The sequence below is a fragment of the Pseudomonas sp. B1-22 genome (assembly GCF_050474425.1).
GTDB lineage: Bacteria > Pseudomonadota > Gammaproteobacteria > Pseudomonadales > Pseudomonadaceae > Pseudomonas.
Map to the genome: position 1 here is coordinate 173213 of NZ_JBCHVH010000006.1, position 16828 is coordinate 190040.

The window sequence follows — 16828 nt, forward strand, 5'->3', positions numbered from 1 at the left end:
TGCCTAGTTCCAGCCATGAAACCATCGCTCGTCCTCAAGATGGGCCAGCAGCTGACGATGACTCCGCAGCTGCAACAGGCCATCCGACTGCTCCAGCTCTCCACGCTGGACCTCCAACAGGAAATCCAGGAAGCCCTGGAGTCCAACCCGATGCTGGAGCGCCAGGAAGAGGGCGAGGATTACGACAACAGCGACCCCATGGCGGACGGCGCCGAGTCGGGCGCCAACGGCGCCACCAGCAGCTCCCAGGACAGCTTCCAGGAAAGCACCACGCCCAGTGCTGACAGCCTCGATGAGGACCAATGGGCCGAGCGCATCCCCAACGAGCTGCCGGTCGACACCGCCTGGGAAGACATCTACCAGACCAGCGCCAGCAGCCTGCCCAGCAACGATGACGACGAGTGGGACTTCACCTCCCGCACCTCCGCAGGTGAAAGCCTGCAGAGCCACCTGCTCTGGCAGCTCAACCTGGCACCGATGTCCGATACCGACCGCCTGATCGCACTGAGCATCATCGACGGCATCAACGACGACGGTTACCTCGAAGAATCCCTCGACGACATCCTCGCCTCCATCGACCCCGAACTGGGCGTGGAGATGGACGAAGTGGAAGTCGTCCTGCGCCGCGTGCAGCAGATGGAGCCGGCCGGCGTCGGCGCGCGCAACCTGCGCGAATGCCTGCTCCTGCAATTGCGCCAGATGCCGGCCAACACCTACCTGCTGGCCGAGGCGCAGAAGCTGGTCGCCGACCACCTCGACCTGCTCGGCAGCCGCGACTACAGCCAGCTGATGCGGCGCATGAAGCTCAAGGAAGACGAGCTGCGCGAAACCATCGAACTGATCCAGTCGCTGCATCCGCGCCCCGGCTCGCAAATCGAGTCCGGTGAAGCCGAATACGTGGTGCCGGATGTCATCGTCCGGAAACATAACGAACGCTGGCTGGTGGAGCTGAACCAGGAAGCCGTGCCGCGCCTGCGCGTCAACTCGCAATACGCGGGCCTGGTGCGCCGCGCCGACTCCAGTGCCGACAACACCTTCATGCGCAACCAGCTGCAGGAAGCGCGCTGGTTCATCAAGAGCCTGCAGAGCCGCAACGAGACGCTGATGAAGGTGGCGACCCAGATCGTCGAACACCAGCGCGGCTTCCTCGAATACGGCGAAGAGGCGATGAAGCCCCTGGTCCTGCACGACATCGCCGAAGCCGTGGGCATGCACGAGTCGACCATCTCGCGTGTCACCACGCAGAAATTCATGCACACCCCACGTGGCATCTTCGAGCTGAAGTACTTCTTCTCCAGCCACGTCAGCACCTCCGAGGGTGGCGAATGCTCGTCCACGGCGATCCGCGCGATCATCAAGAAACTGGTCGCGGCGGAAAGTCCGAAAAAGCCATTGAGTGACAGCAAGATCGCTGGTTTACTGGAGGCACAGGGCATTCAAGTGGCACGTCGCACCGTCGCCAAGTACCGGGAGTCCTTGGGGATTGCTCCCTCCAGCGAACGCAAGCGACTGGTATGACGTTGATCCACGCCAAAGTGTTCCGGCGGCAGGCCATCTAACCTGCCACTTATACACGGGCAATAAGGAGAAAGCGGTATGCAAGTCAACATCAGTGGACATCAACTGGATGTGACCGACGCCCTGCGCGACTATGTCGGCGAAAAACTCGGCCGACTGGAGCGCCATTTCGACAAGATCACCAATGTTCAGGTCATCATGGAGGTCGAAAAGCTAAAGCAGAAAATCGAAGCCACCCTGCACATCGCAGGTGGCGAAGTAGTGGCCTGTGCCGAACATGAAGACATGTATGCGGCCATTGACCTGCTCACCGACAAGCTCGACCGCCAACTGATCAAGCACAAGGAAAAATACCTCGAACGCCAGCAGGGTGTTGGTGTTCGTTAACCCCTCCCTATGATTCGACTCGAGCAAATCCTGACCCCCGGCCGTTCCCTGGTGAACGTGCCGGGCGGCAGCAAGAAACGCGTCCTTGAACAAATCGCAAACCTGGTAGCTCGCGAGCTGCCAGGTTTCGACGCGCAAGACATTTTCGAAAATCTGGTGGCCCGCGAACGCCTGGGCTCCACCGGATTCGGCAATGGCATCGCCATTCCGCACTGCCGCCTTCCCGGCTGCAAATCCCCTATCAGTGCCATCCTGCACCTGGACGCCCCGGTCGACTTCGACGCCCTCGACGGCGCGCCGGTCGATCTCGTATTCGTCCTGCTGGTGCCCGAGGCCGCCACCGAAGAGCACCTGGAGCTGCTCCGGCAGATCGCTTCCATGCTCGACCGTTCCGACGTCCGTGACCGACTGCGCCACGCCGCCAACGGCGAGGCGCTGTACCGGATCGTCGTGGACTTCCAGAACGGCCACTGATCATGCGCCTGATCATCATCAGCGGACGATCCGGCTCGGGTAAGAGCACCGCGCTCAATGTGCTCGAGGACAACGGCTTCTACTGCATCGACAACCTGCCCGCCAGCCTGCTTCCAGACCTGGCGCAGCGCGCGTTGCTGCACACCGAGCTGCTGCACCCGCAGGTTGCCGTCTCCATCGACGCCCGCAACCTGCCCAGCCAGCTGCAACGCTTCCCCGAACTGTTGCAGGAAGCCCGCGACAAGCATATCCAGTGCGACGTGCTGTACCTCGACGCCGATGATGAAACCCTGCTCAAGCGTTTCTCCGAGACGCGCAGGCGGCACCCGCTGACCAGCGACAGTCGCTCGCTGGCCGAAGCCATCGCCGACGAAGCCCATCTGCTGGCGCCGATCGCAGACCTCGCCGATCTCAAGCTCAACACCACGCACCTGAACCTCTATCAGCTGCGCGACGTGCTCAAACTGCGCCTGCTGAACAAGCCCGAACTGGGCACCGCCTTCCTGGTCGAATCCTTCGGCTTCAAGCGCGGCATGCCGGTGGACGCCGACCTGGTGTTCGACGTGCGCTGCCTGCCCAATCCGTACTGGAAACCGGAACTGCGCGAACTCACCGGACTCGATGCGGATGTCCAGGACTACCTGGCCGCACAACCCGACGTCGAGGAGATGTACCAGGACATCATCGGCTACCTGAACAAATGGCTGCCGCGCTTCGCCGCGAGCAACCGGGCCTATGTCACCGTCGCCATCGGCTGTACCGGAGGCCAGCACCGCTCGACCTACCTGGCCGAGCGGGTTGGCAAAGCCCTCAAGGAATCCCTCACCAACGTGCAGATTCGCCACCGCGACCTGAGCTAGTAGCAACACACAACAAAGGACAGCCCCTCGCGATGCCCGCCCTCGAAATCACCATCATCAACAAGCTGGGTCTGCACGCCCGTGCGGCAGCCAAATTCGTCGGCGTGGCGGGACGTTTCCCCTGCCAGATTCGCGTGGGACGCAACCCGGAGAGCACCGTCGACGGCAAGAGCATCATGGCGGTGATGATGCTGGCCGCCGGCAAGGGCACCAACCTGCATATCGCTGCCGAAGGCGAGCAGGAAGACGAGGCGCTGAGCGCACTGTCCGAGCTGATCAACAACTACTTCGACGAGGGCGAGTGAGCGCCCGGCGTTGACTCACCCTGAATGAAAAAGCCCGCCAGATGGCGGGCTTTTTCATGGGCGGGCGGATCAGTTGCCCGCGACTGTCATGCGCTCCACCAGCACCGAGCCGGTGTGCAGGTTGCCGCGATACTCCACGTCATTGCCAATGGCCACGATGTTGCGGAACAGGTCGCGCAGGTTCGCCGCGATGGTGACTTCCTGCACCGGGAACTGGATCTCGCCGTTCTCGACCCAATAGCCGCCCGCACCACGGGAATAGTCGCCGGTGACCAGGTTAACGCCCTGCCCCATCAGCTCGGTCACCAGCAGCCCACGCCCCATGCGACGGATCAGCGCCGCCTGGTCCTCGTCGCCATGGCTGACGAACAGGTTGTGCACGCCACCGGAATTCGCGGTGCTCGGCATGCCCAGCTTGCGGCCGGAATAGGTGCCGAGGATGTAGGAGACCAGATCGCCCCCTTCGACGAAGGGCTTGGCATAGGTGGCCAAGCCATCGTTGTCGAAGGAAGCGCTGCCCAGTGCGCCCATCAGCAGAGGGCGCTCATCGAGGGTCAGCCACTCGGGGAACAGGCGCTGTCCCAGGGTGCCTTCGAGGAACGACGACTTGCGGTACAGGCTGCCGCCGGAAATCGCCGAGAGGAAGTGGCCGAACAGGCCCACCGCCACTTCCGGGGCGAACAGCACCGGAACCTCGGCGGTATCCACCGGACGCGCGCCCAGACGGCTGGCGGCACGCTCGGCGGCGCGACGACCGATCGACTCGGCGCTCGCCAGCAGGTCACCACGGCGATTGACGTCGTACCAGTAGTCGCGCTGCATCTGGCCCTGCCCTTCGGCGATCATCACGCAGCTCAGACTGTGTCGGGTGCTGGCGTAGCCGCCAATGAAGCCGTGGCTGTTGCCGTATACACGGCAGCCCTGGTGGGTGTTCAACGTAGTGCCGTCGGCCTTGGTGACGCGCTTGTCGGTAGCGAAGGCCGCAGCCTCGCAGGCCAGTGCGCGCTCGATGGCCTGATCCGGGGTGATCGACCAGCCGTGGTACAGGTCCAGGTCAGGCAGGTCGCGGGCCATCAGCGCCGGATCGGCCAGCCCCGCGCAATCGTCCTCGGACGCGTGCCTGGCGATGGCCAGCGCCGCCGCCACGGTTTCGCGAATGGCATCGGCGCCGGTCGCCGAGGTGCTGGCCGATCCCTTGCGCTGGCCGACGTACAGGGTGATACCGAAACCCTGGTCGCGGTTGAACTCGACGGTCTCCACCTCGCCCTGGCGTACCGAGGTGGACAATCCCTGCTCCACCGAAACCGCCACCTCGCAGGCACTGGCGCCCTGCCGGGAAGCCTCGGCAATGATCCGCTCGACCTGCTCACGCAGTTCGGGAAGGACGTCCGGGCTGACCGCCGGGTTGTGTTCGCTCATTAGCTGCCTCTCCTGTTCATGTGCCGGCGGCATCGCTCTCCGGCGACGACGACCGACCGGGCCGGACAAGCGGCCCTCGACTCGTTATCATGGCGGCGTTTTCAACGAGACCCCCGCCATGGCTGAAATTCACGATGACGACTCGCTCTTCGAAGAGAAGAGCAAGACGCAAGTCAAACGCGAGCTGCACGCCCTGCAGGACCTCGGCGAGCGCCTGACGACGCTCAAGCCCGACCTGCTGGAACGCATGCCGCTCACCGATCCGCTGCGCCGCGCACTGGAAGAAGCACCCAAGCACAAGGCCAACGCCGCCAAGAAACGCCACCGGCAGTTCATCGGCAAGCTGATGCGCGACCAGGACATCGACGCCATCGTCGCGCTGCTGGATCAGGTAGACACCTCGACCCGCCAGTACAACGAACGCTTCCACGCCCTGGAGCGCTGGCGTGACCACCTGATCACCGGCGGCGACGCGGCGCTGTCCGCTTTCTTCGACGAATACCCGGAAAGCGATCGCCAGCATCTGCTCCAACTGATCCGCCACGCCCAGCACGAGGCCGCTCACAACAAGCCTCCGGCCGCGGCGCGGAAGATCTTCAAGTACATCCGCGAGCTGGACGAGGTCAAACGCGGCCTGCGTTGAGTGGCCGCGTCGCCCCATCCCCGCCTGACCATCAACGGCCTCAGGCGCCCGTGCCGCCGACGGTGATCGCGTCGATCTTCAGGGTCGGCTGGCCGACACCGACCGGCACGGACTGGCCGTCCTTGCCGCAGGTCCCCACACCACTGTCCAGCGCCAGGTCGTTGCCGACCATGGACACCCGGCTCATCACTTCCGGACCGTTGCCGATCAGGGTCGCGCCCTTGACCGGTCGGGTGATCTTGCCGTTCTCGATCAGGTAGGCCTCGCTGGTGGCGAAGACGAACTTGCCGCTGGTGATGTCCACCTGGCCGCCGCCGAGGTTCGCGCAGTAGATACCGCGCTCGACGCTGGCGATGATCTCTTCCGGCTCGCTCTGCCCGGCCAGCATGTAGGTGTTGGTCATGCGCGGCATCGGCAGGTGCGCGTAGGACTCGCGACGACCGTTGCCGGTGCGCGCCACGCCCATCAGGCGAGCGTTGAGCTTGTCCTGCATGTAACCCTTGAGGATCCCGTTCTCGATCAGCACGTTGCAGTTCGTGGGGGTCCCTTCGTCATCCACCGACAACGAACCGCGACGGCCCGCCAGGGTGCCATCATCGACGATGGTACACAGGCTCGAGGCGACCTTCTCACCCATGCGGCCGCTGTAGGCCGAGCTGCCCTTGCGGTTGAAGTCGCCTTCCAGGCCATGCCCCACCGCCTCGTGCAACAGCACGCCGGACCAACCGGCGCCCATCACCACCGGCAGGCTGCCAGCCGGCGCGGGAACTGCTTCCAGGTTGACCAGCGCCTGGCGCAGCGCCTCACGGGCGTAGCTCATGGCGCGGTCTTCCTGCAGGAAGTATCGGTAGTCGGTACGACCGCCACCGCCGTGACCGCCGCGCTCGCGGCGGCCGTTCTGCTCGACGATGACACTGACGTTGAAGCGTACCAACGGACGGATGTCCGCCGCCAGCGAGCCATCCGTCGCAGCGACCAGCACCTGGTCCCAGACGCCGGCCAGGCTCACGGTGACCTGCTGGATACGCGGATCGAGGGCACGGGTTGCGGCATCGATCTTCTGCAGCAGCTCCACCTTTTCCGCACGGCTGAGCACATCCAGCGGGTTCTCTCCGGCGTACAGGCGTTGCGGCACCACGGCATTGAACGCCTGCACCTTGCCGTTCTGCCCGGCGCGAGAGATCGAGCGCGCCGCGCGGGCGGCCTGGATCAGTGCCTCGTGGGTGATCGCGTTGCTGTAGGCGAAGCCGGTCTTCTCTCCGGACTGCGCGCGTACACCGACGCCCTGGTCCATGTGGAAGCTGCCTTCCTTGACGATGCCGTCTTCGAGCATCCAGGACTCGGAGATCTGGCTCTGGAAGTACAGGTCGGCCGCATCGATGCCCGGGCCGCTGAGTTCATGCAGCACCGGAGACAACCGTTCGATGTCCAGACCACCGGGGGCCAGCAGGTGCTGGCTGACGGATGACAACAGTTCGCTCATATCTACTCCGTACGCGCCGGTCGTGGATCGACCGGCGGGAAAAATCGTCTGTGCCGGGCAATCGGCATACGCTGCCGGACCGCCGCCTGTTCCTCGCTGTCCCGCTCGGCCAACAGTACGGCCTCGCCCTTGGCCTGTTCAGCCAGGATACGCCCCCAGGGATCGACTATCGCCGATTGCCCCCAGGTTTCCCGACCTTTGGGGTGGGTGCCGCCCTGCCCGGCTGCCAGCAGGTAGCACTGGGTCTCGATGGCGCGGGCGCGGATCAGCACTTCCCAGTGCGCCGCGCCGGTCACTGCGGTGAAGGCCGCCGGTGCGCTGATCAGTTCCGCGCCGGCCTCGCGCAGCGCGGTGTAGAGCTCGGGGAAGCGCAGGTCGTAGCAGACCGTCAGCCCCAGGCGTCCAACGGGCGTGTCGGCCACCACCACGCGCTGGCCGAAGGCGTAGTCGTCCGACTCGCGATAGCGGCCGCGGGCGTCGGCGACGTCCACGTCGAACAGGTGCAGCTTGTCGTAGCGCGCCACCACCTCACCCTGATCGTCGATCAGCAGCGAGCAGGCATTGGCCTTGGCTTCGGGCTGCCCGGCCGGGGGCAGCGGCAGGGTCCCGCCGACTATCCACAACTTGAGGTCGCGGGCGGTGCTTTTCAACCAGGGCAGGATCGGACCTTCGCCCAGTGCTTCGGCACGGCCGAGCTCGGCAAGGTCCCGACGGCCCATGGCGGCGAAATTTTCCGGCAGGACGGCGAGGCGCGCGCCATCACGGGCGGCCTGTTCGAGCAGGCGACGGGCGGCGGCGAGATTGGCCAGGACATCGTCCTGGCTGACCATCTGGATGACTGCGATGGACATGGTTAGCTCCGGCTGTGTCCTCAGGTCATGCTAACCGATGCCTGCCGACTCTGCTCAACGGGGTTTTTCGAAGGGCTTCTCGAAGGTGATGGCCGGACTCTGCCACGGGCCTTTCACGCTGTACTGCACGCTGGCGAAGCGCGAGACCCTGTCGCCCAGCAGCTTGTCCACGACGAACAGTGCGCCACCGATTGCGGGCGCGCCGACGATGAGGGCCGCCAACGGCAGATTGTTGGTCACCGGCAGGGTCACCAACAGCTTGGCGTCGATCTGATCGTGGGCCAGGTCCAGCGTACCGTTCAGCTCCAGATTGCTCGACGGACCGTCCAGGCGCAGCGGCTCTCGGGTGAAGTAGACACCGTCGGTGGCCGTGAGCACGCCCTTCACCCGGTCATAGCTCAGGCCCTTGCCCAGCAGGTCGGAGAAGTCCAGGCGCAGCCGGCGGTTGATGGCGTTGAAATTGAGCAGGCCGAACACGCGCAGGGCGTTGGCGCCGCCTTCGACCTCGACGAACTGCCCCTTGCGCAGGCTGGCGTCGATCTTGCCGCCGAAGCGCCGCAGATTCAGTGCGGCCGGCGATCCCGGCCAGTTACCATTGATATCGACGCGGAAGCGCTCACTGGTGACGCTGGGCGCGAAGTCCCAGGCCTTGAGCACGTCGGCGAGGTTCTCCCCATCCAGGCGCCCGTCGAAGCTGCTGCGCGAAGAACCTGCCACGCCGTCCCAGCGCAGCGTGCCCTTGAGCGCCAGGCCACGCAGGTCGAGCGCCACATTGTTGAAACTGGTGCCGGTCGGCGTCGGTCGCAGGTTGAAGCTCCAGGCACCCACCGGCCTGCCGGCCTTGCTGACCTGACGAATCGTCACATCCATCGCCGGCAGCGAGCGCGGGTCGATGTTGGCCATGGGGTCAGGCGCTTCCACCGCACCCGGCGAGTCGATGGCCTCGCCCTTGGGCAGGTCGATCCGATCGAGCATGACCTGGATTGGCCGGGCACCGCCGTCGGGCAAGGTGATCTTGCCGGACACCAGGGCACTGACCAGCCCTACCTGCCAACTGCTGTCGACGCGCGCAAGGCTGACGCCCAGATTATCCAGGCTCTGGCCAAAGCCCTTGAAGTGCCCGATCTGCAGATCGGCGCCACGCAGCAGACCGGATGCACCTTCAACGCCGGTGTTGGTGTACTTCTTCAGGACCGCCTGCCAGGCATCGGCATCCACTTCATCGATGCGGCCACGCACCTGCACGCCATTCCAGTTCGGCAGCACCGCCGGATCACTCCCCAGGCGCAATACGCCCCGCCCGGCGAGCGGATTCTCCGCCGGTGCGGCATAGGCGAGGCTGGCGCGGTCGCCATAGGTCGCCGAGTAACGCCGCTCGGCGCCATCCAGGGTCATGCGCCATTCGCTGTCACGGGTCTCGCTGGCGGACTTGCCGAACGGCGCTGGCAGATCGATGGTGACGCCCTGCAAGTTGGAGACGACCCGCAACTGGCTGTCCTTGCCCGCCAACAGGACGTCGAGCTGGAAGGGTACGCGACCGTCGACAGGCAACTGCTTCTGCACCTTGCCCCATTCCAGCAGCGACTTCATCGGCACCTGCCCGCCAACCAGAACCCGGGTGCGTGCGTCGCCGTTGCGACCTTCAGCGCGGATGCTGCCGGTAATTCGCGCTCCCAACGTCTGGGCCGAGACATTCTGCGCGCTCAGGCCAGTGTCGGTGTCGTAGCGGAATCTGCCCTTGAGTTGCTCGAGATTGAGTTCGGGCCTGGCGATCTTCAACCGTGCGGAGTCAGTGGCGAAGTCGACGATTACCCGCGCCTGCCGGGCCTGCTCCTTGGCAAGCGGGATATCCAACTTGAGGTGACCGGCGAGCTTGCCCTCTCCGCTCCAGCCCTCGAAGGTGTGCTGGGCGCCGATGGGCGAGTCCTGGAGGATCTTCAGACCATCAGCGAGGCTGCTGTCGATATCGCCGTCCACATGCAGGTGGGAAACCTCGCCATCCGGCACATGGGGAATCTCCACCGACACATCGCGCACCTGGCTTTGCAGGATCTGGCCAGATTGCGCGGTGATGCTCACACCAGTGTCCTCGACCCGCACCTCACCCTCGGCCTTGCTCAGCCCCGGCCAGCCCGGCTGGTAGTCGAGTACGCCGTCGTGGACCTTGAAATACAGGCTCATCGCGTGCGCCTCGGGCGCCGCCCCCTTCTGCAGCGAACCCTGCCATTGGAAGTAGCCCTGCTCGATGCGCCCGCTCTTGATCGAGCCCTTGAGCCAGGCGGCCAGGTCCTTGCTCATCTGCGGGATGACGGTGGGCAGGTACTTGCTGGTGAAACGCGCATCGCCATTGCTCATGCCGACGCGCAGGTCCATGTAGTCCTCCTGCTCGGGGTCACGCATCAGGCGGATCAGCATGTCACCGGCCAGCGTGCCCTCCTCGCCCTCCACCTTCATCAGGTGGCTGCCGAGGGTGAACGCCTCGTCGTTCAACTGGAAGAACAGACGGGCATGGGCAGTACGGTAGCGCCAGGGCTCGGGGAACAGGGTTGCCAGGTGCAGCATGAAGTCCTGGGCCGAAGCGTCCAGTTGACCGCCTTCGAGGTTGCCGCTGAAGGTACCGTCGACGTTGGCGACGGCCGGCACATCGTGGAAGGCGCTGACCCCGACCTTTTCCAGGTTGGTGGCATAGGCGATGCGTTCGGCGCCGGTGCGCTGCGGCCAGTAGTCGAAATTGACGTTATGCAGCACGCCATGCGGCTTCAGGCCCTGCAGCCAGGTGATGGCGGCGTCCGGCAGCGGCGCCAGGGAGGTGATCATCGGGCCCAGCGGGGTCAGGTCGAGGCGGTCGGCCTGCAGTTGCCAGTGCTCCTCGCCCTTCATCCGCCGCGTCAGCGACAGCTCCACCTCGCCCCAGCGGGTATCGCCCAGGTTGGCCGCGAGATCGGCAACGCGCAGGTCGAAGTCCTCGCCATTGCGTTGGAAATACAGGCCCACGCCCAGATCGCTCAGGCTCACCGGCTTCTGCTCGCCCAACCCGGCCTTGATCGACGGCGCATTGAGGCGCGCGACACCCGACACCGGCACGCCCTTCTCGAAATTCGCCCAGAACTCGCCGCCGGCCTTGAGTTCGGAGAGCCTCCAGGCTCCGGTCAGGCGCGCGGGCAGCCACTTCGACCACTCCGCCTGTGGCAGGCTCAAATAGGCCTGCACCGAGCTCTGCTTCCAGTCGTCGCGATTCAGGCGAGCATCCAGCCGGGCCGCCACCGGCTGGCCGCCCGGCAGCGTCAGGCGCGCGTCGAGGTGCTGGCGGAAACCACTGTGCAACGTCACGCCGACATAACTCAGCGACAAGGGCTCCGCGCCCTGCGGCAGCACGGTCAGCTGACTATCCAGCAGCGATAGGCGGCGTGGCGCCAGCAGCAGATCGATCAGCTTGCGCGGATCGGTCTCGCCGTGGCTGGGCAGGCCGTCGACGCGCCACTGGCCCTGCTCGTCTTCCCGCAGGGTGAGTTGCAGGCCTTGCAGTTCCAGGCTTTCGATCCTTGGCTGGCGGGTCATGAGACTGCCGAGGAGATCCGGGGTCAGGTGCACGCGCTCCAGGCGCAGCGCATCGTCGCCCGCGCCCAGTTGCAGATCGCGGACCACGATGACCGGGCCGAAGTCCTGCCAATGGCCTTCGAGCCCGCCGATGCTGACAGGCAGGCCAAGCTGGGCACTGGCCTTCTGCGCCAGCTCGTCGCGGTACTCGGCCACCAGCGGCACCAGTTGGCGCCCCAGGCTGACGTACAGCGCAAGCAGCACCAACCCCAGGGCCAGCAGCCCCAGGATCACGCGCAATGACGCAGTGAACAGGCGCCCCATGTCAGTCAGGTGCTCGTGGCAGAAGGTAAACGGTCATCGTGCTGGCTCCCAGCCATGCAGTAGCGAACCCCGTCTGACAGTGTGCGTCAGCGAAAGCTCCGCAACCGCCCGTTCCAGAGCGGCATTTCGTGTGAAGCCAAGACATTGGGACCTGCCTCTCAAAGCAGGACAACGTCGTACTGTTCCTGAGAGTACATGGCCTCGACCTGGAACTTGATGGTGCGGCCGATGAAGACTTCCAGATCGGCGACGTTGCCCGACTCCTCGTCGAGCAGGCGATCGACCACCTTCTGGTTGGCCAGCACCAGGTAGGAATTGGCCTGGTAGGCACGGGCCTCGCGGAGGATTTCGCGGAAGATCTCGTAGCAGATGGTCTCGGCGGTCTTCAGCATGCCGCGCCCCTGGCAGCTCGGGCAGGGCTCGCAGAGCACCTGCACCAGGCTCTCGCGGGTGCGCTTGCGGGTCATCTGCACCAGGCCCAGCTCGGTGATGCCGATGATGTTGGTCTTGGCATGGTCGCGTTCGAGCTGCTTCTCCAGGGTCCGCAGGACCTGGCGGCGGTGCTCTTCGTCTTCCATGTCGATGAAGTCGATGATGATGATCCCGCCCAGGTTGCGCAGGCGCAGCTGGCGGGCGATGGCGGTGGCGGCTTCGAGGTTGGTCTTGAAGATGGTCTCTTCGAGGTTGCGGTGGCCAACGAAGGCGCCGGTGTTCACATCGATGGTGGTCATCGCCTCGGTCGGGTCGATGATCAGGTAGCCGCCGGACTTCAGCAGCACCTTGCGCTCCAGCGCCTTCTGCACCTCGTCCTCGACCCCGTAGAGGTCGAAGATCGGCCGTTCGCCCGGGTAGTGCTCCAGGCGATCGGCAATTTCCGGCATCAGTTCTTCGACGAACTGCGTAATTTTCTGGAAGTTCTCCCGGGAATCGACGCGGATCTTCTCGATTCGCGGATTGACCAGGTCGCGCAGGGTGCGCAGGGCCAGGGACAGATCTTCGTAGATCATCGTCGGCGCGCCGACGGTCTTGATCTGTGCGTCGATCTGGTCCCACAGGCGGCGCAGGTAGCGGATATCGGCGAGGATCTCGTCCTCCCCGGCGCCTTCGGCCGCGGTGCGCAGGATGAAGCCACCCTGCTCGACGATACCTTCGACCGCCACGCAGTTGGCCACCACCTGCTTGAGGCGCTCGCGTTCGACTTCGTCTTCGATCTTCAGGGAAATGCCGACATGGCTGGTGCGCGGCATGTAGACCAGGTAGCGCGACGGGATCGACAGATGGGTGGTCAGGCGCGCGCCCTTGGTGCCGATGGGGTCCTTGGTGACCTGCACCACCAGGCTCTGGCCCTCGTGCACCAGCGCGCTGATGCTCTCCACCGCGCTGCCTTCGCGGGTGGATATCTCCGCCGCGTGAATGAACGCCGCGCGCTCCAGGCCGATATCGACGAAGGCCGCCTGCATGCCGGGCAGCACGCGCACGACCTTGCCCTTGTAGATGTTGCCGACGATCCCGCGGCGCAGCGTGCGCTCGACATGGACCTCCTGCAGGACGCCGTTCTCCACCACCGCCACGCGCGATTCCATCGGCGTGATATTGATCAGGATCTCTTCGCTCATGCGCCCTTCCTTATCGCGCCCGGAGTCGTGCAGCGCTACTTCGTGATCAAGACTGCCAGCATGGGATGGAGAAGTCAGCCAGCAATGCCGCAGTTTCGCACAGGGGCAGGCCGACCACGGCGCTGTAGCTACCCTCGACGCGGCTGACGAAGACCGCCGCGAGCCCCTGGATAGCATAGCCACCCGCCTTGTCATGGGGCTCGCCAGTGTCCCAGTAGCGCTCGGCTTCTTCCATCGAAACACTGCGGAAAGTCACACGGCTGCCCACCACCTTCGCCTCGCAGCGGTCGCGGTTGGCCACGGCCACTGCGGTCAGCACCTCATGCTCACGGCCGGACAGCGCCTGCAGCATGGCCAGCGCTTCGGCACGATCGGCGGGCTTGCCGAGAATCCGCCCATCGAGGACCACGGCGGTGTCGGCGCCCAGCACGCAGACGTCCGCCCGCTGCGCCAGGAAATGCAGCCCCGCCAGGGCCTTTTCGCGCGCCAGGCGCTCGACATAGGCCACGGCCGACTCGCCGGCTTGCGGCGTCTCGTCGATGGAAGCGGGCACGATATGGAACGGCAGGCCGATCTGGGTCAGCAGCTCACGGCGACGCGGCGAGCTGGAAGCGAGGTACAGCTGGGACATCAGAGACTCCCGAAGCCGGTCCGGCGCGACTGGCGCCAGACCCGACGAAACGCCCCGCAGCGGGGCCTCAGTTGATGTTCAGGCGCAGACGCAGGGCCCGGAGCAGCGTATAGACCCACGGCCAGAGCAAGCCACTGACCAGCGCCGGCAACAGGAACACCAGGGTCGGCGGACGGTTGCCGGTCAGGGCGCTGATCCACAGCTGGACCAGTTGCGCCAGGCCGAACACCACCAGCAACACCAGGCATTGCTGCCAGATGGGGAACATCCGCAAACGCTGGTGCAGCGAGAGCACCAGGAAAATGATCAGGCTGAGGATCAGCGCGTTCTGCCCCAGCAGGGTGCCGTACAGCACATCTTCGGCGAGGCCCAGCACCCAGGCGCTGAGCATGCCGACCTTGTGCGGCAGGTAGAGCACCCAGTAGGTCAGGAACATCGCCAGCCAGAGCGGGCGACCGATCTCCATGAAGCTGGGCATCGGCGCCACCGACAGCAGCAGCGCCAGGAGCAGGCTGAGCCAGATCGCCCAGCCGTTTCGCGAGCCTTGGGTGGCCATCAGCGGCGATTCCTTGCGTCGGGGTGCGGTGCCGCCGGGGCTGCCGGAGCGACAGGTGCGGCAGGCGCTGCGCCATTAGCTGCCGCCGGATGTGCCGGTTGCGCGGCGGGAGCCGCCGGCGTGGCTGGGTGCGCAGCATTCTGCGTCGGCGTGGCGGGCGCCGCAGCTCCGGGCTGGGCCGGCGCCGCGGATTCGGCGGCCTTGCGGTCCGCCTCGGCCTGGGCCTCAGCGGCGTCGGTGGCGCGCTGCTCGGGCGTACGGCTGTCGGTGAACACCAGCAGCACGTAGCGGCTGCGGTTCATCTTGGCGGTCGGCACGGCACGGATGGTAGCGAATGGCCCGCCAGTATCGTGCAGCACTTCCTTGACGGTGGCGACCGGGTAGCCGGCCGGGAAGCGCTGGCCCAGGCCGGAGCTGACCAGCAGGTCGCCTTCCTTGATGTCGGCGGTGTCCGCGACGTAACGCAGTTCCAGGCGTTCCGGGTTGCCGGTGCCCACGGCGATGGCGCGCAGGCCATTGCGGTTCACCTGCACCGGAATGCTGTGGGTGGTATCGGTCAGCAGCAGCACGCGCGCGGTGTAGGGCATGACCTCGACCACCTGGCCCATCAGGCCGCTGGCGTCGAGCACCGGCTGGCCCTGGAACACGCCGTCCTTCTCGCCCTTGTCGATCAGGATGCGCTGGGTGAAGGGGTTCGGATCGACGCCGATCAGCTCGCCCACCAGCACCTTGTCATCGACCAGGGCGGAGGAATTGAGCAGCTCGCGCAGGCGCACGTTCTGTTCGGTCAGGGTGGCGAGTTTCTGCAGGCGGCGCTGCATCAGCAGCTGCTCGGCCTTCAGGCGTTCGTTCTCGGCCAGCAGTTCGCTGCGGCTGGTGAACTGGTCGCGCACGCCTTCCCAGGCACGAACAGGGAAATCGGCAACGCCATAGAAGGGACTCAGCACGAGGCCCATCTGGCTGCGTACCGGTTTCAGATAATCGAAGCGGGCATCGACCACCATCAAGGCGACCGACAGGACGGCGAGCACCAGCAGGCGCGCGCCCAGCGAGGGCCCTTTGGAGAATATCGGTTTGATGACCGGCTCCTAGCTGTGCAAAGTCGGTTGAAGTTCCACCCCCCTGGGCGAAACGTCAACCGACCTCCACTCCCATCTTATTCGGTGGACAGCAGGTCCATCGAATGACGGTCCATCATTTCCAGCGCCTTGCCGCCGCCACGAGCCACGCAGGTCAGCGGGTCTTCGGCGACGATCACCGGCAGTCCGGTTTCCTGGGCCAGCAGCTTGTCCAGGTCGCGCAGCAGCGCGCCACCACCGGTCAGCACCAGGCCGCGCTCGGCGATGTCGGAAGCCAGTTCCGGCGGGGACTGCTCCAGGGCGCTCTTGACCGCCTGGACGATGGTCGCCAGGGATTCCTGCAGCGCTTCGAGCACTTCGTTGGAATTCAGGGTGAAGCTGCGCGGTACGCCTTCGGCCAGGTTGCGGCCACGGACGTCAACTTCGCGGACTTCGCCGCCCGGGAAGGCGGTGCCGATTTCCTGCTTGATGCGCTCAGCGGTGGATTCGCCGATCAGGCTGCCGTAGTTGCGGCGCACGTAGGTGACGATGGCTTCGTCGAAGCGGTCGCCGCCGACGCGGACGGATTCGGCATAGACCACGCCGTTGAGGGAGATCAGGGCGATCTCGGTGGTGCCGCCGCCGATGTCGACGACCATGGAACCACGGGCCTCTTCCACCGGCAGGCCGGCGCCGATGGCTGCGGCCATCGGTTCTTCGATCAGGTACACCTCGCGTGCGCCGGCGCCCAGGGCCGATTCACGGATGGCACGGCGTTCCACCTGGGTGGACTTGCACGGTACGCAGATCAGCACGCGCGGGCTGGGCTGCAGGAAGCTGTTCTCGTGCACCTTGTTGATGAAGTACTGCAGCATCTTCTCGCAGACGCTGAAGTCGGCGATCACGCCGTCCTTCATCGGACGAATGGCGGCAATGTTGCCCGGGGTACGGCCCAGCATGCGCTTGGCTTCGGTACCGACCGCTACCACGCTCTTCTGGCTGCCGTGGCTACGAATGGCGACCACGGACGGTTCGTTCAGGACGATGCCGCGCTCGCGCACATAAATAAGGGTATTGGCAGTGCCCAGGTCGATCGACAGATCACTGGAAAACATGCCACGCAGTTTTTTGAACATTGGAAAGAAACCCGTAGGTGGAGCGTGGGT

At 65.3% G+C, this 16828-nt stretch carries 15 protein-coding genes; 6 read left to right on the plus strand and 9 right to left on the minus strand.

Annotated features, from left to right (window positions below):
- Positions 1–15: 15 nt before the first annotated feature.
- The 5 genes from ACQ5BL_RS22830 (at position 16) to ACQ5BL_RS22850 (ending at position 3544) form a co-directional block, all read left to right on the plus strand.
- Positions 16–1518 (plus strand): RNA polymerase factor sigma-54, encoded by a 1503-nt coding sequence (locus ACQ5BL_RS22830; RefSeq protein WP_207883639.1) that lies wholly within the window; start codon positions 16–18, stop codon positions 1516–1518.
- 78 nt (positions 1519–1596) lie between these two features.
- Entirely contained in the window at positions 1597–1905 is a 309-nt protein-coding gene (hpf, locus tag ACQ5BL_RS22835) for a ribosome hibernation-promoting factor, HPF/YfiA family (protein WP_017518151.1), read from the plus strand.
- A gap of 9 nt (positions 1906–1914) precedes the next feature.
- Entirely contained in the window at positions 1915–2379 is a 465-nt protein-coding gene (gene ptsN / locus ACQ5BL_RS22840; protein WP_207883637.1) for a PTS IIA-like nitrogen regulatory protein PtsN, read from the plus strand.
- Positions 2380–2381: 2 nt separating this feature from the next.
- Positions 2382–3239 (plus strand): RNase adapter RapZ, encoded by an 858-nt coding sequence (rapZ, locus tag ACQ5BL_RS22845; RefSeq protein ID WP_207883635.1) that lies wholly within the window; start codon positions 2382–2384, stop codon positions 3237–3239.
- Positions 3240–3271: 32 nt separating this feature from the next.
- On the plus strand, positions 3272–3544 hold the full coding sequence (locus ACQ5BL_RS22850; protein ID WP_207883633.1) for an HPr family phosphocarrier protein: 273 nt from the start codon (positions 3272–3274) through the stop codon (positions 3542–3544).
- A 69-nt stretch (positions 3545–3613) separates the two neighbouring features.
- On the opposite strand, the gene pmbA is transcribed toward ACQ5BL_RS22850, so the two are convergent.
- The gene (gene pmbA / locus ACQ5BL_RS22855; RefSeq protein WP_243805390.1) at positions 3614–4963 is read right to left on the minus strand and encodes a metalloprotease PmbA; all 1350 of its coding nucleotides are present in this window, start codon (positions 4961–4963) and stop codon (positions 3614–3616) included.
- Between the two features lie 118 nt (positions 4964–5081).
- Between pmbA and yjgA the strand changes: the two genes are divergently transcribed.
- Positions 5082–5606 carry a ribosome biogenesis factor YjgA gene (gene yjgA, locus ACQ5BL_RS22860; RefSeq protein WP_243805389.1) on the plus strand — a complete coding sequence of 175 codons (525 nt, stop codon included), beginning with the start codon at positions 5082–5084 and terminating at the stop codon, positions 5604–5606.
- A gap of 40 nt (positions 5607–5646) precedes the next feature.
- On the opposite strand, the gene tldD is transcribed toward yjgA, so the two are convergent.
- The 8 genes from tldD to mreB form a co-directional block, all read right to left on the minus strand.
- Positions 5647–7089, minus strand: a complete 1443-nt coding sequence (tldD, locus tag ACQ5BL_RS22865) for a metalloprotease TldD (protein WP_207883628.1) — start codon at positions 7087–7089, stop codon at positions 5647–5649.
- Positions 7090–7091: 2 nt separating this feature from the next.
- Positions 7092–7940 carry a carbon-nitrogen hydrolase family protein gene (locus ACQ5BL_RS22870; protein ID WP_243805388.1) on the minus strand — a complete coding sequence of 283 codons (849 nt, stop codon included), beginning with the start codon at positions 7938–7940 and terminating at the stop codon, positions 7092–7094.
- Between the two features lie 54 nt (positions 7941–7994).
- Positions 7995–11810: a YhdP family protein gene (locus tag ACQ5BL_RS22875; RefSeq protein ID WP_430293304.1), complete on the minus strand. Its 3816-nt coding sequence runs from the start codon at positions 11808–11810 to the stop codon at positions 7995–7997.
- A gap of 149 nt (positions 11811–11959) precedes the next feature.
- A complete protein-coding gene (rng, locus tag ACQ5BL_RS22880; RefSeq protein WP_207883621.1) occupies positions 11960–13417 on the minus strand; it encodes a ribonuclease G in 1458 nt (485 codons plus the stop codon).
- 46 nt (positions 13418–13463) lie between these two features.
- Positions 13464–14048, minus strand: a complete 585-nt coding sequence (locus ACQ5BL_RS22885) for a Maf family protein (RefSeq protein WP_243805386.1) — start codon at positions 14046–14048, stop codon at positions 13464–13466.
- Positions 14049–14115: 67 nt separating this feature from the next.
- Complete coding sequence (mreD, locus tag ACQ5BL_RS22890; RefSeq protein ID WP_207883617.1) at positions 14116–14604, minus strand: rod shape-determining protein MreD; 489 nt, start codon at positions 14602–14604, stop codon at positions 14116–14118.
- Positions 14604–15635 (minus strand): rod shape-determining protein MreC, encoded by a 1032-nt coding sequence (gene mreC / locus ACQ5BL_RS22895; RefSeq protein WP_243805385.1) that lies wholly within the window; start codon positions 15633–15635, stop codon positions 14604–14606. Before mreC ends, mreD begins: the two co-directional genes overlap by 1 nt.
- A gap of 125 nt (positions 15636–15760) precedes the next feature.
- Positions 15761–16798 carry a rod shape-determining protein MreB gene (mreB, locus tag ACQ5BL_RS22900; RefSeq protein WP_017518164.1) on the minus strand — a complete coding sequence of 346 codons (1038 nt, stop codon included), beginning with the start codon at positions 16796–16798 and terminating at the stop codon, positions 15761–15763.
- Between the last annotated feature and the right edge of the window lie 30 nt (positions 16799–16828).